Genomic DNA, 19576 nt, shown 5'->3' on the forward strand with positions numbered 1-19576 from the left:
GCGGCGACAGCGATTGGCCTCATGATTTTCCGTACTCCGCGATTGACACGTCGAGGCCGAGTTTCATGTTTGCATTCAAGTACCACGAGGAGGCCCGTTAGCGGCAAAATGCCCCGTAGCTCTCGACATACTCCGGGGCTCTCAGTGGCTAGCGCAACGCGTATAGGAATTCGAGATGAGTCCGACGCCAATTGCATAAGCAACTCTTTATGCGGACTCTTGCCGCCAGATCGCTGACCAGCGCATCTGGCCGCAGGTGATCGAACTCACAGATCCAACATCACGTAACAGCATTGCCCGATTATGGTGGGCTCTCTCTCCGTCACCGGCGCGTTTTGCCCGGGGGGCGGTCAATTCTCCGATCGATGTTCCCGTTCAGCTAAAAGATCCGAAGATGGCTATTCATAGCGGTCCGGAGAAATCGGCCATCACGCAGAAAGGAAAGAGTCTGATTGATCGCGCTCTGGTGTCTCAATAAACCGGAGTGGGTTGCGTCAAGTACGATATGGTCGCTCATGCCTTTTAGTCTGGTGCTCTTGACCGAAACTCTGCCGTCATTTGGCTGCGGTACAATAAAGAAGGACGATATCGGATCGATCGTTTTGTTCCCCGCTATGATCCCAACAGAATAATCCGGCAACGGAAGCCGCTCGGAAGATTGTAGCCGGCTCGTCCCGAGTTGCTGACCGGCAGGTCCATAAAATGTACGATAAGGCGCAGTTTCCTTTAGAAAATCCGCGACCTCGCTGCCGCCATTCGGTGGGCCGAGCATGACGACGCGATGTAGCCGGATCGGTCGATATCTTGCCAGATAGAATTGCGCGAGTAGTCCACCCATGGAGTGGGTGACGAAGTGAAGCGCGTCCGTCTGCATAGCAAACGGATGAATAGCAGCGTGAACATTTTCGACGAGTACCTCCAGCGGATACTTTCGGCTTGGATAGGCGAGGTTCAGCGTCGCGAAGCCTTCCTTTCGCAGCGCTCGTTCCATTCGTCCGAATGAGCGCGGCGTTTTTGCCAGACCATGGAGGAGAACCACGCCTGATGAAGGTGTATCGATCACGCTACTTCGCGCCCGGCTATCCGTACCGTCTCCTTGCCGAGCGCTGTCGCCGCCACGTAGTCGGTCTTGCCAGAGCCAAGCAGTGGGACCGTGTCCACTACGCAGATGTCGGCGGGGACGGCCAATTCCGACATCCCTGACGCCTTGGTGTGGCGCTGCATCGCGACACGGTTGGCATCCTTCTGGGTCGTGAGCAGCACAATCCGCTCGCCCTTGCGCTGGTCGGGAATCGAAACCGCGACCGAAATTGCTTGCGGCCAGAGGGCGGTCGCCATCGCTTCGACGACTGACAGCGAAACCATTTCGCCGGCGATTTTGGCAAAGCGCTTGGCGCGACCCTTGATCGTGATAAAGCCGGCAGTGTCGATGCTGACGATGTCGCCGGTATCGTGCCATCCGCCCGGCAGGAGCTCCAGCACGCCCGGGTTCTCCGCACGCAGATAGCCGAGCATGACGTTCGGGCCGCGAACCGAAAGACGTCCGCCTTCCTCGATGCCAGGGACAGGATCGAGGCGCGCCTCCATCAGCGGCGACAACCGGCCGACCGTGCCCGGGCGATTTGCCATTGGCGTATTCATGGCGAGCACCGGCGCGGTTTCGGTGACGCCGTACCCTTCAAGGATACGCAAACCGTAGCGCTCCATGTAGATCTGGCGCGTCCGGTCCTTGACGGCCTCCGCGCCCGCGAGCACCAGCCGCAGCGAGCGGAAATCGTAAGCGTGAGCCGAACGTGCGTAGCCGGCGAGGAAGGTGTCGGTTCCGAACAGGATGCTGGCGCCGGTTTGGTAGATCAACTCGGGCACGATCCGGTAGTGCAGGGGCGACGGATACATGAAAATCGGGATGCCCATAAGCAGGGGCATCATCATGCCGCCGGTCAACCCGAAGGAATGGAACACCGGCAGGACGTTGAAGACTTTATCATTGGCGTTGGCATCGACCCGCGCCATTGCCTGTGATGCGTTGGCGAGGATATTGCGATGGGATAGCACCACGCCTTTAGGCGTCCCCTCCGAGCCGGACGTGAACAGTACGACCGCCGGGTCATCGGCCTTGCGCGCAACTCGGGGCGCGGACCCGGCCAACAGGCCGGCCAGCCTGTCGGCAAAGCCAATTCCGGCCCGGATGTCTTCGAGGTAGAGCACGCGGGCTTCGCCTGCGACCGCCGCCACGAGCTTGTCGAGCTTGGCTTTCTCAACGAACGCTTTCGACGTAAGGACAGTGCGAACCTGCGCGGCCTTCATCGCCGCTTGCACATTCGAGATGCCGGCCGAGAAGTTCAGCATCGCCGGCACGCGGCCGATAGTCTGAAGCGCCATGAATACGATCGCCACGCCGGCCGAGTTCGGCAACAGCACGCCGACATTCTCGCCGATGGATGTGCCTTGTTCGAGCTTGCGGCTCAATACTTGCGCGCCAAGGATCAACTTGCGGTAGGTCAAGGACGTGCCAAGCGCGTCTTCAATAATCGGCTTGCCGGTATCGCGATCGCGATGCGCGTGTGCCAGTCCATCGAACAGCGTTTGATCCAGCATCGCGTTCTTCACCATGGCGTCGATCATGACGTCCTGCAACGCGCTGCCGGCGGCATTGCGCCGCGCCTTGCCCTTCAAGAGGGGGGCAATCGCCAGCTTCACCGGTGGCAAGATGGAGATCGTGACTTTCGGGAAAAGACTGCGCTTGATCTCACCGTTCTTCAGGTAGCTCAGATATGAGCGCTGGGCGCCTTCGATCCGCACCGGAACCACGACGGCGTCCGCCTTGTCCGCGATCATTGCGGTACCGTCGTAAACCTTCATTAAAGAGCCAGAGACCGTGATGCGGCCTTCCGGGAAAATGACGACCGGCTCGCCGGACGCGACAAGCTTGATCAGGTCGCGTGCTGCAAGCGGCCTGGACGGGTCCATGGTGTAGTGTCTGATCTGTCGAAGGAACGGCTTGGCCCACCATGCCTTTGCGATTCCGGTGTCGACCGCGAAGCTGGCGTCAACCGGTAATGTCGCATGTACCAGCGGGCCGTCGACCAAGCTGACGTGGTTGGGGGTAATCAGCATGCGGGTGCCAGGTTCGGGGAGGTTTTCCAATCCCCGTATTTCGACCCGAAAGAGCGCCCGAAACAACAGCGCACCGAAATCGCGGACGCCTTCTTTGCCCCATTTACTGAGAACAAAGAAGATCGAACCGAAGGATGCGAGCGCGAGGCCAAAGAAGATCCATGCGATCGAAAGCCCGGCAGCTTGAACCAGCGCGACCATCAGCGAGCCCGCCACCATGAAGCCTGCCTGGAGGATGTTGCCGGCCGCGATCACGCGAGCGCGCTCGGCCGGCATAGACCACGCCTGTACGGCGGCAAAGGAGGGGACAACGAACAGGCCGCCACCGAAGGCGAAGATCGCGAAGTTGGCAACGATCCACAGGCCATCAACCGAGGTAAGAAAGGCTATCGGCGTGACACCGGAGGCCGGCGTGGCGTGACCCACCACCCATGCGATGTCGAGGCCGGAAATGCCCATCACGATCGCGCCGATTGGGACCAGCGCGAGGTTCGGCCTCACATGCGAAAGCTGGGCGGCAAACAGCGAACCCGCGGCAATGCCAATGGCGAAGATCGCGAGGCACATCGTCACGACGGTCTCGGTGCCGCCGATGATATCCTTTATCAAAGTGGGCAGCAGCGACAGCACGATGGCGCCGGCCAGCCAGAACCACGACACGATCAGCATGCCATCCCAGAGCCGCCGCTCGGCATAAAGTGATTTGAGCAGACGACGGGTCGAGGTCCAGGGGTTGGCTGTTATGGCTAGTTCAGGCGCCGATGGTGTTGTGATCGGTATGCGGGAAGCGAACGCCCATGACAGGAACGCAAGCAGCACGATCGCGGAGGCGACCCAGCCCATATGGGCCGTACCGGAGACCAGTAAGCCGCCAGCGATGGTGCCGATCAGGATCGCGAGAAAAGTCGCGCCCTCCACCAGCGCATTACCCGTCGCAAGTTCTCCGACGGACAACTGATCAGGCAGAATGGCGTATTTCACCGGGCCGAAAAGCGCGGCAACGGTCCCGAACATAAAAAGCGCCAGGAATAGAAACGGGATCGAGTGCAGGAAGAATCCGACAGCAGCAAAAGCGGCGGCGAAAATTTCTACGAACTTCAACCGTCGCGCCACGACGGACTTGACGTATTTGTCTGCGAGTTCGCCGCCAAGGCCCGAGAGTACGAAGAAGGGAAAAATAAAAACCGCGCCGGCGATCGTCACCAGAGTGCCGCCGCCCTGCGTTGTCGCAGCCCCATACAGCAGGATGATGACAAGGCCGTTCTTCAAAACGTTATCATTTAGCGCGGCGCAGAATTGAGCCCAAAACAACGGCGCAAAACGGCGTGATGACATCAGTTCCCGGATCATTGGCTTCCTGTGATGGCTTTGAATTGCAAAAAGGTAAGTTTGACGGGTGTGCCGCGGTTCGGAGACTTTGGTGTCAAGCCCGCTCGGCGCTCAAGAGCTTTTCCGTCCGCGCTTCCTCAATCCGGTTGATCATGCGGCTGCTCTCGTGAAGGTCACGAACCGTCTTGGCGAGCGTTAGGCAGGATTGAATCAACATCCCCATCCCCATTGCGAAGTAGGCGCGTGTCCACCAATCCAGCGGAAGCGCGAAAATACCCCCGCCCACCATCAGGACAGATGCTACGAAGCAGATGTAGGAAAAGTTGACCCATGCGCTGGTGGGACGATCGGAATGCGTCATATGCTGTGACATAGTAGCTCCTTCGTTAAGACTTCAGGTTCGGCGATCGCGATCGCAAGCGCGCACCGAGCCGCAATGTGAAACTAATGTGAGACTGATGAGCCGCCGCCAGTGAACGATTCAGGCTTGTTATCGGGGATAACGATTGCCGATACAGGTCACTCAGTATGTCGAACAGTCGGAAGAGGGATTGGCGCATCGATCGGCCTCACGTCAGGTGTTTCAGGTGGCCGAAAGAAAACGGGCAACGGCGTTTTCCTGTCTGCTGCCGCTTGCGGCGGTGGACCAGCACGCCCGCAACGTCGCTGGCTTGGGCCATCCGGTCGATTGGAGACAGGAGGAGCTCCATGACGAGTTTGACGGCAATCCTGCCGAGGCCGGTCGCGAGGGCATGGGCATCGTCGACAGCGGTAAGAACTATGTTTTCGAGAACGACCGTTTGCATATTCAAGGGCCTCCTGCTATTTTGAACATTGTTCAAAACTCGGTACGGGAAAAATGAACATTGTTCAAGAAGAATCTTTGCGCGATCAGAAAAAAAGTCGCAGGCGCACACTGATGCTCGATACCGCACGACGCATTATCGCGTCTAAGGGACTGATTTCATTGAAAGTTCGAGACGTTGCCGAAGCCGCAGAATGCTCGATTGGGAGCGTTTACAATGAGTTCGGTGACTTTGACGGCCTGATTCTGACCGTGAACCGCGAGACGGTTCAGCTGCTCACATCGAAACTACGCATGGTTCCCAGCGACGACCCGCGCGCCCAGCTCCATGGTTTGGCGACCGGTTATCTCGAGTTCGCCGTGGAGCACACGAATCTGCTCCGATCGCTATTTGAGCATCGTATGGAGAAAAACCGCCCATTTCCCAAAGATATTCTCGATATGGTCATGGAGGCGTTCGCGCTGATGTATTCGCCGCTCTCGCGGCTTTTATCGAAGCGCGATCCCGATGAGCTGTTATTGATCGCGCGAACCATGTTTTCAGCCACGCACGGGATCATTTCGCTCGGGCTCGAAGACCGTATGGTCGCCGTACCATCGCCAAATCTCAGGCAGCAACTTGCGCAATTCGTCGATGCGCAACTCAAAGGATTGAGCGCGCACGCCTGACCGCGCTCGCCGATCGCCACAAGAAGCTATAATTCGTTTTGAGAGATGTACCGTTCACGCGCAGGACGATCATCGCGGCGGTTACGTTTCTCAGCGAGTGGCTGACTGAAAGCTTACGAAGAATGGATTGGAAGAAACCTTTGCGGATTGTCGGAAGGCGTGCAGGTCGTTCGTCCTAAGAGAAGTTCATACGTAAAACGCGGCTGGGAACGCCCTGGGGAACTTATGAAAGGATATGATCTATGCCTAACACTGTTAAACTGCACCGGGTCTTTGCTGCCCCACCCAAAAAGGTCTACCGCGCCTTTCTGGAACCTGATGCGATTGCGAGCTGGCTCCCGCCCTTCGGTTTTACCTGCACTGTCCATGAGCTTGAGGCCAAGGAAGGCGGCAAGCACAGAATGTCCTTCCGAAATTTCACGACGGGGCAAAGCCATTCATTCGGCGGGACCTATCTGAAACTCGTTTCTGGCGAGACAATCGTCTACAGCGACGCGTTCGATGATCCGAACCTTCCGGGCGAGATGAAAGTAACGGTCACGTTGACGACCGTTTCAGTTGGAACGGAGATGACGGTGGTTCAGCAGAACGTACCCGATCTGATCCCAGTCGAGGCATGTTATCTCGGTTGGCAGGAGTCGCTGCGCAAGCTTGCAAAGCTTGTCGAGCCCGACCTCAAATGAGGCAACGATACAGTTAAATATTATGGGAGGTTACCCGGCAGGGAAGGCAGGGCTAGAACTCAGATTTAACCGTCGGTATAAAATAGTCCTGCTAGTTGTCGTGCGCCGCGATTAGGGCGTCGATATCATCCTCGGTAAGCCCGGGACGGCTTAGCAGGGCCGCAGCGACGCGCTGGATTGCAGGCCAGTTTTCCTCGACCAGATCGGCAGTCTTTTGGGTCGTACGGCTGAATAGGCGGCTGAACTCCTCTGTCTCGGGGCCGTCCAACTCAACGTAGCTGCCCGGCACCGCCGGCTTGCCGTGCTGCCGCAAAACCAGCATCGCCAGGAGGCTGGTCGCGTTGGCGCGATCCACGCGCCAACCACCCTCGCACGCGTGATTCTGGGCCGCGAGCGACATGGGACGATAGTGATGCTGCGCTTGCGGGCCGGCCAGCGCGACAATGGCGTACTTCTCCGGCGTCTCAAGGTCGTCCAGGGCGAGGTGCGTCGCGCTGGACCTCGTCACGACGGCGCCAGCGCCGTCGTGTGCATCGAGGGTCGCGTAGCTTACCGGGATGTCCAGCACGCGCGCTATCACGGCGTGTCCGGCCTCGTGATGGGCGATGGTCTCTTTCTTCTCCACGACGACAAGCTCCGATAACCTGCTGACCAAAGTTGCCGACCGGACGCTCGAACGCCGGATCGGACTGACCTGACCTCGGCGGTACCGATGGCCAAGCGGTAGAAAGGTAGCAAGACGGTGCCGAAGGGCAAGGCGCCGCTCGGGGAGTTGCCCTTGCCTTGCCTACGAGGTCCCGGTCGGGCAAGCTTCATCTCACCGGCGGATGTCGGGCCCTCCCGGCCCAGGCAGCAGCTTCAGCATGACTCATACCGGATTGATCGGGAGAAAGCGTACATGACGGCGCCAGTCCGTCGGACGCGGAGTCGCCGAACAAGACGGCAATGCCGCCGGTAACACCCACGAGCGAGGAGTCTCAAGCTTCCAAAGGCTGGGTCAAGTCTCAGGCTTCCATCAATGGCGGGATCATGGACACCGCCAAGCAAATGAAGCATGACAACGAAATTTCCAAGGGCATCCTCTTCAAAACGCCCTTCTCCGAGGAACTGGCGCGGCGGGTGGAACTTCTCACAAGCGCCCTGGAGAATTGATTGGTGTCATCTTGCGGTCGGCCCACCTCTTGATGTCGCCGGCGGTTAGCACCTTGAGAAACGGATTGGCGTTAACGATTTTTTCGCGCGTCGTCCGACCCGTTGTGTCAGCGGTAGCCATAAGGGAAGCAGCATCGGCATTTTCTGCGCCGCACAATAGCGCCACGGCGCCCGCGGGTCCCGCGAAATGGGCAAGATAAAGAGAACCGGGCGTAATCGGCAGACCGCGCTTGTCTAGCATCGCGGCATATTCGTCGATCAACTGCGCGGCAATCTCTCGCGTAAGCTCGGGATCTCGCCGTAACTCCAGAACTTCCTTCTTGCTGCGCCCCGCCATCAGATCGCGTCGATGCCTACGAATGGCTTCGAGCCACGTGTCGTCAACAAACTGGGCGGCACCCGTCGCGCTCGAGCGCTTGTTCCTTGCATTCGCGTCACCATTGGACTCGGCGATAATAATGCGCTCGACCAAAGCCTTCGTGACCGCCTTGTCGATTGTTCCGTTCAATTGGGTGTCACGAAACAGGACGAAACTTGCGACGAAAGCCAGACCAATTGCCAGTCCAAGAACGAGCGTGATGGACTCTGCCGACAGCCAGTCCCTCGCCGCGACAACGTACCCACGCTCGTCGGGGCGAGGTGGCCGTATTTCATCAATACGGCCCGTTTGCTCGGACGTATGCGCGAGGGTCCGCGAATTGCCGCAGGCAAGCTCGATCCAAATGAATCGTTGGGCTAGGTTTGCCATCGCGTTGAAAGATTCAATGCTCGGGATAGGCCATCAGCGGGCGGCTCGCTCATCCGCTTTGTCGTGCACGGCGGTGTCTCGAATTTCATTGTGGTGAGTGTATCGAGACCAACAAGGACGAGAGCCACTTTCATCTGATTTCACACTCCCGAAGAGGAAAGCCTTACTCAAAGGCCGCCGGAAAAAACTCCCCAAAGGTCGAGAGATATTGCAAAGATCCAATAGGGCGGCTTAGCGGCAGAAGTTGACCCGCCGTCGCGGTTACGCGACAAGATTTGGGGATACGGTTAATGCTCGACTGACCTGAGGTCGTCGATCAAGAAGCCACCAAGAAGCTGGGGACGCGCGGCTGGAGAGCCTTCCTCAGGATGTGGTACGGGTGGTCGGTGCCTGCGGCAGCAACGGATCGGGCGGCCCCATGGCGACTTCGGGCTCGGACGCTTCGAGTTCCGGTTTCTGATCGAGTACCCTGTGCATGCGTTCTTCGTCGAGCGCGTTTTCCCATTTAGCAATCACGACGGTGGCGACACCGTTGCCAACCAAGTTGGTCAGCGCACGCGCCTCGGACATGAAGCGATCGACCCCCAGGATCAGCGCAATGCTGGCAACCGGAATTGTGCCGACGGACGCGAGCGTCGCGGCCAGCACGATGAACCCAGATCCGGTCACACCGGCGGCGCCCTTCGAGGTGAGCAGCAACACGCCGATGATGCCGAGCTGTTGCCAAAGAGTCAGTTCGGTATTGGTCGCTTGCGCAAGAAAGATAGCCGTCATGGTCAGGTAGATACAGGTGCCGTCCAGATTGAAGGAGTAGCCGGTCGGGATCACGAGGCCGACGACCGACTGTTTGCAGCCCAAATTTCCCATCTTCTCGATCATGCGCGGCAGCACCGACTCGGATGACGATGTTCCGAGCACGATTAGAAGCTCTTCCTTGATGTAGTTGATGAACTTGAAGATGTTAAAGCCGACGAGCCACGCGATCCCGCCCAGCACAAAGATCACGAAGATCACGCAGGTCAGATAGAAGGACGCCATCAACTTCGCTAGCAGGAGCAGAGCGCCCAAGCCGTACTTTCCGATGGTGAACGCCATCGCGCCGAATGCACCGATCGGCGCCGCCTTCATGATGATGCCGACGATCCCGAAGAACGTATGCGAGACGATGTCGATAAAAGCCAGGACGGGACGGCCGCGCTCGCCCATCATGAACAGGCCGAAGGCGAACAGGATCGCGAACAACAGAACCTGCAGGATCTCGCCTTCCGCGAAGGCACCCACCACCGTATTGGGGATGATGTGCATCAGGAACTCAACCGTACCCTGCTGGCCGGCCTTCGTGGTGTAGACTTGGATCGATCTGGTATCGAGCGCGTGGGTGTCCACATTCATGCCGACGCCGGGCTGCAGGATGTTGACTACGATCAGGCCTACGATTAGCGCGAGCGAGGTAACGACCTCGAAATAGACCAGTGCTTTAATTCCGACGCGCCCGACCTTCTTCATGTCGTCCATGCCGGCGATGCCGTGCACGACGGTGCAGAAAATGATCGGCGCAATCAGCATCTTGATCAGCTTGATGAAACCGTCGCCCAGCGGCTTCATGGCCTCTCCGAGATGCGGGTAGAAATGCCCCAGCAGGACGCCAAGCACGATGGCGGTGAGCACCTGGGCGTAGAGATGCTTGTAGAACGGCTTGAGCGGACTACCAGCCGTCGTCGAGCGTGCCGTCTCCATGTGCTCCCTCCCGTGGTTTCGACGCCGGTCAGCGTTCCGACGTCGGGTGGTTCGCGGGCTTGTCGCCCGCTGCCTCCTTATTCCCAGCAACTTTCGCCCGTTGACGTGCTCGTGCAAGCGGCAGCAAGTCAATGGACTCGATATCGCAACGCCAGCAAGAACGGGGCCATGTGGACGGCTGCCGGACACACGCCGCGCGCTTCTGCGTTCACGCGAGGTAGATCATTTCCACGCATCCCGCTCGCCAAATGAGGCCAACAGACTTGCGTCACGAATGGCAGCGCGATCGCTGCCAACGCCTGGATCAGGTCCATGGTCACGAGAAACGAACGGCGCGGGACATGAGGCAGCCATCGACCACTTTTGCGGCTGCCTCTCGTAACAAAAGTCGCTTATTCGACCGTATATCGGGCGGTTAGGGAATGACCGTGCACGTTGCCCGAGAACACGACCCGCACTTGCGACGCCAGTTCGGTCTCGGCCTTGCCGACCATCATGTTAGGATTGACTGGCGTGAGCTGCACGGTGACAGTCTTACCGCCTTGCTGGACCGTTGCGCGGCCCTTCATCTCCTTGGTCGGCAGGGGCGATCCATCATGATCACCGATATAGAAGATCATCTCCCCTCCCTTGTGGACGAACTCGATCGCATGTCCCTGCGAGGTGACGACCGGACCGTCGTTATTGCCTTTCTTCGTTTGGGCCGTAGCTGGGCCGACAGAGGATGTCAGGGTGACGATCATCATGGCCAGGAAGATATATTTCTGCATTGCATTTCTCTGTTTGGGGTTGGGTAAGGGTCAGAAGGCTTCCGCTAGTTCGGAAGTTGCGGTGTGTTCGGTCAGAAGGCGGTTCAAAGGTTTTTGGCCGAACAACAGGAACAGGACAGGCGTTACGACGGTATCGAGGGCCGTTGCGCTCAGCAGACCGCCGAAGATCGTGACAGCAACGGGATGAAGTATTTCTCGGCCAGATTCACTGGCGCCGAACAGTAACGGCGTCAGTGCAAGGCCTGCACAAAGCGCCGTCATGAGAACGGGGCTCAACCGTTCCAGACTGCCGCGCACGATCAGGCGGCGGCCGAAGCGTTCACCCTCATGAAGCGCAAGATTGACGTAGTGGGATATCTTCAAGATGCCGTTGCGGGCCGAGATGCCCGCAAGTGTGATAAAGCCGACCATGGAGGCGACCGACAATGGCTCACCCGTGATGGTCAAGGCGATCACGCTACCTATCAACGCCAGAGGGATGCCACCCATGATGATGAACGCTAGCGCAACCGATCGGTATCGCCCGTAAAGAACGATGAAAATCATCGACAGCGACACCAACGACAGGATGCCAATCCGCAATGCTGCTTCCTCTTGTGCTTGGAATGCTCCCTCGAGGTTGGTCGTATAACCCTGCGGGAAGCTGATCTCGGCCAAGGCGCGCCGGATGTCTGACGCGATCTCGGTCATGTCGCGGCGTCCGTCGCCGTTTCCGTAAACAACGATTCTGCGTTGCGTGCCTTCCCGCTGGATCTGGTTCGGTCCGTCGGTCTCTGTGACCTCCGCGAGTTCCTTTAAGGGGATGAACCCGGACGACGTCGGAATCAGAAGATCCCGGAGGCCGCTTGTTGACCTGTTCTGATCGGACAAACGCATGACGACATCGAAGCGTCGATTGCCGTCGACGATCTGCGAGACTTTGCGCCATTCGAGAGGGTGTCCAATGCCTGCGTGATTGCCGCGGGCGTCAGGCCGTGGAGGGCGGCGCGTTCGTGATCAACCTGGATCCGTACTTGGGGAATGAGAACCTGTTTCTCCACCTGGAGATCGACCAGCCCGGAGATTGGTGACAACCGCTGGCGGGTGGTTTCCGCCAACTGGCGCAGCGTATCGAGGTCTTGCCCATAGATCTTGAGGACGATCTGGGCGCGAACGCCAGACTGCAAATGATCAAGCCGATGGCTGATTGGCTGTCCGATTGCGACGGAGGCAGGTAAGGCTGACAGTTTGTCCCGGATGTCGGCGTAGATATCGGTCTTGTGCCGTGTCGATGGAGTCAGATCGACATCAATCTCGCTGTAATGCACGCCCTCGGCATGTTCATCGAGTTCGGCGCGGCCGGTTCGGCGTCCGACTGATTTCACCTCCGGCACCTGCGACAGAAGCTGTTCGGCCAAAAGGCCGAGACGATTCGACTCCACCAGCGAAATGCCCGGGTTGTACTGAAGGGATAGCACCAGCGTGCCTTCGTTGAAGGGCGGGAGAAAACTGCGCGGCAACATGACCGCGGCATATCCAGCGATCAGAACCGCAATGCTGACTGCGCCGAGAACGAGTCTCCAGCGATCGAACGCCCAGGTGAGAAGCCGCCGATTGCCTTGCTTCAGCATTCGCACGACGATGCTGTCGCGCTCGTGCGAACGAGCCTTTCCAGAGAGCAGATAGTAGGAGAGGACGGGTGTAACGGTCACCGACGTCAGCAAAGACGCCAATATGGAAACGATGTAGGCGATGCCTAGCGGGGTGAACAGCCGCCCCTCGATTCCGGGAAGCGCGAACAACGGCACAAAAACCAGGACGGTAATCATTGTCGCATAGACGATGCCGGAGCGGATCTCCTGGCTCGCTTGCGCGATTACTTCGAGAACCGGTCGGGGAGTGCGCTGCGCGCGGTTCTCCCGAAGCCGTCGCAGGATATTTTCGACGTCGACGACTGCGTCATCAACCAGTTCGCCGATCGCAATCGCAAGGCCTCCGAGCGTCATCGTGTTGATAGTGAGTCCGAAGGCGCCGAAAACCAGAGCGGTCACCAGGATCGATATCGGGATGGCGGTCAATGATACGACCGTCGCACGCGCGTCGAGCAGGAAAATGAAGAGGATCACGGCGACGACGATCGAGGCCTCAACGAGGACTCGCTCGACATTGCGGATCGAGGTCTCGATGAACGTGGCCTGCCGGAACTGGACGTTTGTGGCGGAGATTCCAGCAGGCATTGTACGCTGCAATTCTCGCAGTGTGGCTTCGATCTCGCGGGTCAGTACCACTGTATCCGACGCGGGTTGCTTCTGGACGCTTACAATGACGGCTGGCTTGCCGTTGTAGCCGGCATCGCCTCGCTTGACGCGCGGAGCGAAATCGACCCGCGCCACCTGCTTCAGCAAAATGGGTTGATGGTCGCGGCCCGCCACAACGGTATTACCAAGGTCATCGATCTTCCTCGTTAGCCCCACGTTCCGGATTAGGAATTCCCGGCCGTGCTGATCAACGAATCCTCCACCGGTGTTGGTGCCGAAACGTGTAACAGCTCGCTCGATCTGTTCATGTGTGACGCCAAGGGCCTGCATCGTGGCAACGTTCGGCGTCACCCGATATTGCCGAACCTCGCCGCCGATGGGGATGACCTGAGCGACGCCCGGAATGGCGAGCAGCCGCGGCCTGACCACGAAATCGGCGATCTCGCGCACGTCCATCGCCGACGCCTTGCCCTCCGTGGTGAGCGCGATCAACATGATCTCGCCCATGATGGAGGTGACCGGACCCATTCGTGGATTCACGGATGTGGGCAATTGCTCGCGGATCAGCGCGAGGCGTTCCGAAACGAACTGACGCGCCCGGTAGACATCGACGCCCCAATCGAATTCGACGTAAACCACCGAAAGCCCTACGCCGGAGACTGAACGGACGCGGAGGACGCCGGGCATGCCATTCATCGAGGTTTCGATTGGAAACGTGACGAGTTGCTCGACTTCTTGCGGGGCAAGCCCCTCCGCCTCGGCCAGGATGTTGACTGTCGGTCGGTTGATATCCGGAAAGACGTCAATCGAGATGCGCGGAAGTACGAACAGGCCGTAAGCGATCAGGACTGCCGCTGCTGCCAGTACGAAAAGGCGATTGCGCAAACTCGTCTGCACGATGAGCTTGAACATGATGGCTCCTAGCGGATCTGGTTGATGAGGTCCGCGCCGCGCACGACGACCCGATCGGAGGCATTAAGGCCGGCTGTGACGATTATGTTTTTGGCATCGAGCGGCTCTATCCGGACGGGTCTCGGCTCGAAACGTTCAGGGGCGACATGCACCCAGACGACGCTCTCGCCGTTGTTACTCTTCACCACGGCATCGCGTGGAAAGATCAAACCCTGCTTCGCCCTGCCGCCCTGGACGAGAACGGTAACGGGTTGGCCGATGCGAAGGCCCGAAAGAGGTTCCGGAATGGAGAAATGAACCACGGTCGCGTGCTGTCTCAGGGCGCGGCTGGTTCCGAGATAGGACAAAAGAAACGAGGTGCCGTCCGAATCTGATGCCGTCGCTTGGACAGGACCCGCGGGATCAAGCTCGTCGTAGGCCAATGCTTCGACCCAGAGTCCTTGAGGATCGGCGATTTCGAACAGAATGTCTTGCGCCTGAACGACCTGACCAGGCACGGCCTTGGCCGCTGTGATGACGCCATCGGTCGATGCCCGCAAAAGCTCATAGTCACCGCGAGAGTTGCGTATGGTCTCGCGTCGGGCCCGCAATCCTGCCAGTTCACTCTCAAGGTCGTTGAGCTGACCCATCGGCGCCGCACCGCGTTCAACCAATGGCCGCAGACGTTTGATCTTGGTTTCGGCGACCGCGATGAGTTGCTCGATTTCCCCCATCTTCTCGGAAATCGTCGTGCGGTCTGCCACGGGCAGATAAGGTTCGATCCGGAGAAGCGTTTCTCCCTTGGTGACTTTCTGCCCGATACGCGGCAACGTTCCGTCGTTGGGGACGATGCGGCCGCCGTAAATGCTTTGGACAATGCTACTGCGGTTTGGATCGCCGATAATGCGGCCAATCAAGTTAAACGCTGGTCGTGCAGTTCCGGGCTCGGCGGTAGCCGTGCGGATATCCAGTAGGCGCTGCGTCGGTTTGGCAGCAAATGCGGTGCCGTCCGGCAGCCGTCGTGGGGCATCGCTTTGAGCTTGCAGCTGTGGCGTGCTGGCCGACATTCCTGCGTTCTGCAATCCGGCGGATGCGGCGGCTGCCAGAAGCACGCAAGCTCCAGATGTCAGCCCGGCGATGTAAGACGCGTTGCGCCGTCCTCGACGTCTCAGATAACCGAACAGCAGCCCGAGGATGATTCCCGCGAAAACAAGGGCTTCCGCGGTCCCTATCGGAGAAAACCGTGTCGAATTGCGCCGCATGTTCGATTCGATCGGCTGGGAGGGGGTAAAGGAATCGACGAGCAGGTCGTCACCCTTTCCACCATTGATCGAGAAGATCACCTCCGTCGATCCGGAACGGACCAGATCAGGAGAGGGAATTGTATAGCCGTTCGGGCCGTGCTCGGCTTCGATGGCTTCCGTGTCACCGATCGTGACCTGCACGGTGACATCCGTGACCGGTTGGTTGGACACAGCATCATCGACGAATATCGAAAACTTGCCGTTCTTCAGGACGCCGACGACCTCGTAGCGATCAGATTGCGCCGTCACCCGAGGAAACACAGACGAGGCGGCTGCCGATTTTTGATCGTCGCCATGATCGTGCCCCTCATGGGCGGCCGAAACAGAAAGACTGAGCACGAAGGCAAACAGACAGCCAAATCCAATGGCGCCAAGCCCTACGAACTGCCCACGCGGGCAGCATTGATTCAGGAACATTGAAAACCCCTTCAGACACGCGAATTTGCAGCAGCCGAAAGGGCCGCCCGGACTACGCGATGCTGGGGGTACTTGGCGGGCGGATCAGAGCGCCCGGATCGATGCCGTCCGCACGCTCCGATGGAGGCAGTTGGGCAACGCCGACAAACCCAGACGGATCAGCCAAAATGGGCGCAGTCGGAATGGTAACGGATACGCAGAACAGCATGCAGAACGAAGGCGGGAGGGCGCCATCATGGTTGTGATCGGTTGGGCTGTGAACGTGGCCCTCGGCGATGTCACCATGATGGACATGCACATGACCTGCGAGGTGGCCGTGGTAGTGCATGGAACCGTTCAGGACAACGGCTGGTTCAGGCAGTACGCCAGAGGCAGCCGAAGCCTGAGAAATCGACATCAACATAGTCTGAAGCAAAAGCGCACCCACCGCCAGGAACATGAGTGTTCTTGCGAGAGGGAGTAATCGGACGTGCCGCTTGTGGCTCATTGCGGTCAAACTAGGAGAGAATTGAGCGGCAAACAAGGTGCCATCTTCGTCCACGGGCTCGTGTCGTATCGCAGCGACACCGCAGTTCGGTTCCGCGAACGCTGACGTGTGTCGCGCTTGGCGTCGGAGATCATCGATTTAGCTGCAGCATGACCGTTGACACTATGAGAATGAGTTGCGTGACATCCGAGCGGGGCGCAAGCTGCCCGCGCTATCGAGCGATGATTTGACGTTGCTTGCAGAGCGCCGCTCGATCAGCGTGGATAACGGTAAGCTCGTGCTAACGGATGCATCAAATTCGGTAATTGACAGCCCCACTTAGAAAACCCACGTCAAAGCATCAGCGGAGCCGCAACCCTGGAGGCGAAAAGTGCCTGACCTAGACCCGCTCGAATCTGTTGCCGCGTCCGAATTGGTTTCGTCATCGCTGCTTGCCGCGCTAATCCCAGCGCTGGTCAATCGCGGCGTCCTGACTCAGCAAGATGCCACTGAGATTTATGAAAACGCCCTGATGTTGCTTGAAATGCAACAGGGTGCCGATCCTGCTGTGCAACATGTCTACGAAACAGCTCGTGAGTTGATCGAAGCGCATTTGCGGCCGGAATAGAAAACCCCGCCGGAGCGGGGTTTTCCAAGACTATCTGAAGACGATAATCGGTTGGAGTCTGTGTTGAGCGATCCGCGCGCGCCGGCCGCCTCGATTGCCATCGAGACGGCCTTGCGAGAGCGAACCTTTTTCCATCAATCCGAACTATCGAAGAACCGATGCTTGCGCCCGTATGGGGGCAACAAGACGGACGGGAAATCGGCCGCGTAGCGCTTTTCTCTCTCAATTTGCTCGGGCTCGTGCGATGACGACATCAAAGGGCTCTCGATCGCCTTGCGATAGAGGTGCCACGTCGCATGACCGAGCAACGGCATCACAATCGTGAGGCCAAGGAAGAAGGGAATCGACCCGAGCGTCAGCAAGACAGCAACGATCAGACCCCATTCCGCGGCCGCGATTGGATTCTTCGCGACCACGCGCATCGACGTCTGAATGGCATCGCTCATATCGGCGTGTTGATGAAGCATCAGCGGGAACGACACAATGCTGATGCACAGCGCGACGGCCGCGAACAGGAACCCGACGCCGACACCGATCATGATCATGCGCCAGCCCTCGGACGTGGCGAAGACCTGCGTGAAGAAATCGGGCATTGCCGCTGCCGGGGTGTTGCCGAAGGTGGACACGTAGATCGCGTGCGCCGATACCACCCAGCCGACAAAGATAGCAAACAACAGCGCGCCCAGTCCAAGCATCGATCCAAACGACGGCGCTCGTAGCACGCCGAACGCGTGCCAGGCGGAGGCTTCTTGGCCGAGTTCGCGCCGATAGCTCAGTTCATAAAGTCCTAGCGCCGCAAATGGCCCGATCAAGGCAAAGCCTGCGGCGATCGGAACCAGCATCGGCAAGACCGAGTAGCCGAGCACCATACGCCACAGCAGAATTCCGATTATGGGATAGATAACGCAAAGGACGATGGCGTGGCTGGGAACCGCCTTGAAGTCTTCCCAGCCCAGCCGCAGGGCGTCAAGAAGGTCGGAGAAACCGATATGGCGGATCACGGGTCCGTCTACGGCGGCAGTTTCTGAGGGTGGGGGTGACGTGCCTTCGAGAGGATAATAAGTGGCCATGTTCGTTGTCTCCCTTTCGCGGGTCGATCTCTGGCCGCCGGAAGGCGCGAGTTCGCCCCTTCGGAAACGATCACGATCAAGACCAGACGCGAGAGCACAACCAACCTGATCTTGCCGCGACCTGTAAGGTAACTCTAACTCCGATTTCTGATGTTAGTTGCTCACTCTTCAGTGAGTTTGTGCTGCGGGATGCATCGGTTATTATTTGTGCGGATGGGGTGCGCGGCCAGGTCCATCCGGGATTGGCTGCGGATCTCCGACCAAAGACCCGCCGGTGGGTCTCCCTTGCCGGCGGGTTTTTGTCGAAGCTCGCGACGAGCAAAATAGCCCACCTGATGTGCGATGTGCTAGGCTGGTTGCAACCAGCACCCGACCACATTGAAGGAGACGCAAGGTGATAGGACAGATAGCGTATGTGTCTATTACAGCGGGCCTTTCATATACCTTCGCTGTACTTGCTCTCAAAAGGCGCAAGCGGATCACGCTGGCGATAGAACAAGACGCTGCGCCAGCTTTCCGTGATCTATTGGTTGAGAGTGGCCTCTTGTTTGCAAGTGGTCTTTTTGGCCTTTTAGCTGCATTTTATTTGGCTATCTGCGCGTCGAGATATTGGGTGAATTACTAGAGGACGTGAGACGTCGCCGTGCATCTTTGATTTGCCGCTCAGACACCCCAGCCGTTCTTGCGGCTGCTTCGGCATTGCCTCTTCGCCGACAGCCCCGGCCCGCACATCAACGCAGGTCGCGACCAAAATCCACTCCTTAACGGTTTTGATCGACATGTCGGCTTTGGTGCCACGAAGCAGACACACCAATCCGAACCCGCACCAGATGACGATAGCGAGAATGATGCGACAAGGACCATTGCAGTACCAGCCTCAACCGTGGCGGATTGACGATCTGGAAGCCGGCGATTGACCTAGGATGAATGCGCGTCCTATGGCGACCGCTGTGTGCGTCATAGGCGAGCCACGTCGGACCGAGAATATGCCGCTCGAGTACGAACACATGACCTCGCAGGGCGGCGACCGTGACGGGTGATAGGAACGTTATAGGACGGATCTGTGAGAACAAGATCGGCAAGCCGTTCTGCCAATACGCGGTCGTAGCCTCCCTGTTTATTCCCTGATATCCTCCTTCAGACAAATCACGGAAAGCGCTACGAGGCAGGCGTAAGTCACGATGGTCGCTATACGTCTCCTGTTTTTTGCAGGAAATTACCCTGTTTAGCCCCGTCACCATTTACGCAAAGATATCAATTAGATACACCTTGCTACTGCGGCTCGCTCAATTGTTCTTCATTTGGGTAAGCATGGGGTAAGCAGTAGTAGACCGCTCCGGACGTTGGGTCGCAATGCGGCGCATGTCATTTTCTTATTTTGGGGGGCGACGGAAATGCTTCGAGGATTACGAAATCGGAGAGCCCTAAGCCTCGGAGCGATGGGCTTCGCCGCAGCGATTTTTCTCGCTATAGCGCTCATTTATATGTTCGGCGGATTCAGTCCGACTACATCATCGCCTCCAGCGCCGCCTGCAACAATGCCCGCGCCAACA

Annotated in this window: 15 protein-coding genes and 1 pseudogene; 5 read left to right on the plus strand and 11 right to left on the minus strand. The window is 58.4% G+C overall.

What is annotated here, in order from left to right:
• Window positions 1-379: 379 nt before the first annotated feature.
• The 3 genes from GGQ85_RS12300 to GGQ85_RS12310 all read right to left on the minus strand — a co-directional run bounded on the left by GGQ85_RS12300 (window position 380) and on the right by GGQ85_RS12310 (window position 4819).
• Window positions 380-1063 (minus strand): alpha/beta fold hydrolase, encoded by a 684-nt coding sequence (locus tag GGQ85_RS12300; protein WP_309774748.1) that lies wholly within the window; start codon window positions 1061-1063, stop codon window positions 380-382.
• Window positions 1060-4467: an acyl-[ACP]--phospholipid O-acyltransferase gene (locus tag GGQ85_RS12305; RefSeq protein WP_309774749.1), complete on the minus strand. Its 3408-nt coding sequence runs from the start codon at window positions 4465-4467 to the stop codon at window positions 1060-1062. Before GGQ85_RS12305 ends, GGQ85_RS12300 begins: the two co-directional genes overlap by 4 nt.
• Before the next feature lie 73 nt (window positions 4468-4540).
• Window positions 4541-4819, minus strand: coding sequence for a YiaA/YiaB family inner membrane protein (locus tag GGQ85_RS12310; RefSeq protein WP_374708883.1), 279 nt, complete (start codon window positions 4817-4819; stop codon window positions 4541-4543).
• 133 nt (window positions 4820-4952) lie between these two features.
• Between GGQ85_RS12310 and GGQ85_RS12315 the strand changes: the two genes are divergently transcribed.
• The 3 genes from GGQ85_RS12315 to GGQ85_RS12325 all read left to right on the plus strand — a co-directional run bounded on the left by GGQ85_RS12315 (window position 4953) and on the right by GGQ85_RS12325 (window position 6603).
• Window positions 4953-5309, plus strand: coding sequence for a hypothetical protein (locus GGQ85_RS12315; protein ID WP_309774750.1), 357 nt, complete (start codon window positions 4953-4955; stop codon window positions 5307-5309).
• Between the two features lie 56 nt (window positions 5310-5365).
• Window positions 5366-5920: a TetR/AcrR family transcriptional regulator gene (locus GGQ85_RS12320; protein WP_309774751.1), complete on the plus strand. Its 555-nt coding sequence runs from the start codon at window positions 5366-5368 to the stop codon at window positions 5918-5920.
• 242 nt (window positions 5921-6162) lie between these two features.
• Complete coding sequence (locus tag GGQ85_RS12325; protein WP_309774752.1) at window positions 6163-6603, plus strand: SRPBCC family protein; 441 nt, start codon at window positions 6163-6165, stop codon at window positions 6601-6603.
• 91 nt (window positions 6604-6694) lie between these two features.
• Here the strand turns inward: GGQ85_RS12325 and GGQ85_RS12330 are convergent, their stop codons facing one another.
• Entirely contained in the window at window positions 6695-7228 is a 534-nt protein-coding gene (locus tag GGQ85_RS12330; protein WP_079446024.1) for an ATP-dependent metallopeptidase FtsH/Yme1/Tma family protein, read from the minus strand.
• Between the two features lie 320 nt (window positions 7229-7548).
• On the opposite strand from GGQ85_RS12330, the gene GGQ85_RS12335 reads away from it, so the two are divergent.
• Entirely contained in the window at window positions 7549-7755 is a 207-nt protein-coding gene (locus GGQ85_RS12335) for a hypothetical protein (protein WP_309774753.1), read from the plus strand.
• On the opposite strand, the gene GGQ85_RS12340 is transcribed toward GGQ85_RS12335, so the two are convergent.
• From GGQ85_RS12340 to GGQ85_RS12365, 6 genes and pseudogenes are all read right to left on the minus strand, one after another.
• Window positions 7733-8503, minus strand: coding sequence for a lysozyme family protein (locus GGQ85_RS12340; protein ID WP_309774754.1), 771 nt, complete (start codon window positions 8501-8503; stop codon window positions 7733-7735). The genes GGQ85_RS12335 and GGQ85_RS12340 overlap by 23 nt on opposite strands.
• 363 nt (window positions 8504-8866) lie before the next feature.
• The gene (locus tag GGQ85_RS12345; RefSeq protein ID WP_309774755.1) at window positions 8867-10240 is read right to left on the minus strand and encodes a dicarboxylate/amino acid:cation symporter; all 1374 of its coding nucleotides are present in this window, start codon (window positions 10238-10240) and stop codon (window positions 8867-8869) included.
• A 392-nt stretch (window positions 10241-10632) separates the two neighbouring features.
• On the minus strand, window positions 10633-11010 hold the full coding sequence (locus GGQ85_RS12350; RefSeq protein ID WP_309774756.1) for a hypothetical protein: 378 nt from the start codon (window positions 11008-11010) through the stop codon (window positions 10633-10635).
• A gap of 30 nt (window positions 11011-11040) precedes the next feature.
• Window positions 11041-14159, minus strand: a pseudogene (locus GGQ85_RS12355) (efflux RND transporter permease subunit).
• A gap of 8 nt (window positions 14160-14167) precedes the next feature.
• Window positions 14168-15859, minus strand: coding sequence for an efflux RND transporter periplasmic adaptor subunit (locus GGQ85_RS12360; RefSeq protein WP_309774757.1), 1692 nt, complete (start codon window positions 15857-15859; stop codon window positions 14168-14170).
• Between the two features lie 52 nt (window positions 15860-15911).
• On the minus strand, window positions 15912-16256 hold the full coding sequence (locus tag GGQ85_RS12365) for a hypothetical protein (protein ID WP_139372845.1): 345 nt from the start codon (window positions 16254-16256) through the stop codon (window positions 15912-15914).
• Window positions 16257-16716: 460 nt separating this feature from the next.
• Here GGQ85_RS12365 and GGQ85_RS12370 point away from each other — a divergent pair, with 460 nt between their 5' ends.
• Window positions 16717-16953, plus strand: a complete 237-nt coding sequence (locus GGQ85_RS12370) for a hypothetical protein (RefSeq protein WP_139372846.1) — start codon at window positions 16717-16719, stop codon at window positions 16951-16953.
• A gap of 134 nt (window positions 16954-17087) precedes the next feature.
• Here the strand turns inward: GGQ85_RS12370 and GGQ85_RS12375 are convergent, their stop codons facing one another.
• Entirely contained in the window at window positions 17088-18023 is a 936-nt protein-coding gene (locus GGQ85_RS12375; RefSeq protein WP_079446031.1) for a DUF2189 domain-containing protein, read from the minus strand.
• Between the last annotated feature and the right edge of the window lie 1553 nt (window positions 18024-19576).

The organism is Nitrobacter vulgaris, assembly GCF_031453995.1.
Taxonomy (GTDB): Bacteria; Pseudomonadota; Alphaproteobacteria; order Rhizobiales; family Xanthobacteraceae; genus Nitrobacter; species Nitrobacter vulgaris.

Bases quoted from the DNA above. Each gene is read 5' to 3' on its own strand.
- GGQ85_RS12305 (WP_309774749.1), bottom strand. From the start codon at position 4,467: ATGATCCGGGAACTGATGTCATCACGCCGTTTTGCGCCGTTGTTTTGG.
- GGQ85_RS12310 (WP_374708883.1), bottom strand. From the start codon at position 4,819: ATGTCACAGCATATGACGCATTCCGATCGTCCCACCAGCGCATGGGTC.
- GGQ85_RS12320 (WP_309774751.1), top strand. From the start codon at position 5,366: ATGCTCGATACCGCACGACGCATTATCGCGTCTAAGGGACTGATTTCA.
- GGQ85_RS12325 (WP_309774752.1), top strand. From the start codon at position 6,163: ATGCCTAACACTGTTAAACTGCACCGGGTCTTTGCTGCCCCACCCAAA.
- GGQ85_RS12335 (WP_309774753.1), top strand. From the start codon at position 7,549: ATGCCGCCGGTAACACCCACGAGCGAGGAGTCTCAAGCTTCCAAAGGC.
- GGQ85_RS12340 (WP_309774754.1), bottom strand. From the start codon at position 8,503: ATGGCAAACCTAGCCCAACGATTCATTTGGATCGAGCTTGCCTGCGGC.
- GGQ85_RS12345 (WP_309774755.1), bottom strand. From the start codon at position 10,240: ATGGAGACGGCACGCTCGACGACGGCTGGTAGTCCGCTCAAGCCGTTC.
- GGQ85_RS12350 (WP_309774756.1), bottom strand. From the start codon at position 11,010: ATGCAGAAATATATCTTCCTGGCCATGATGATCGTCACCCTGACATCC.
- GGQ85_RS12360 (WP_309774757.1), bottom strand. From the start codon at position 15,859: ATGTTCCTGAATCAATGCTGCCCGCGTGGGCAGTTCGTAGGGCTTGGC.
- GGQ85_RS12365 (WP_139372845.1), bottom strand. From the start codon at position 16,256: ATGTCGATTTCTCAGGCTTCGGCTGCCTCTGGCGTACTGCCTGAACCA.
- GGQ85_RS12375 (WP_079446031.1), bottom strand. From the start codon at position 18,023: ATGGCCACTTATTATCCTCTCGAAGGCACGTCACCCCCACCCTCAGAA.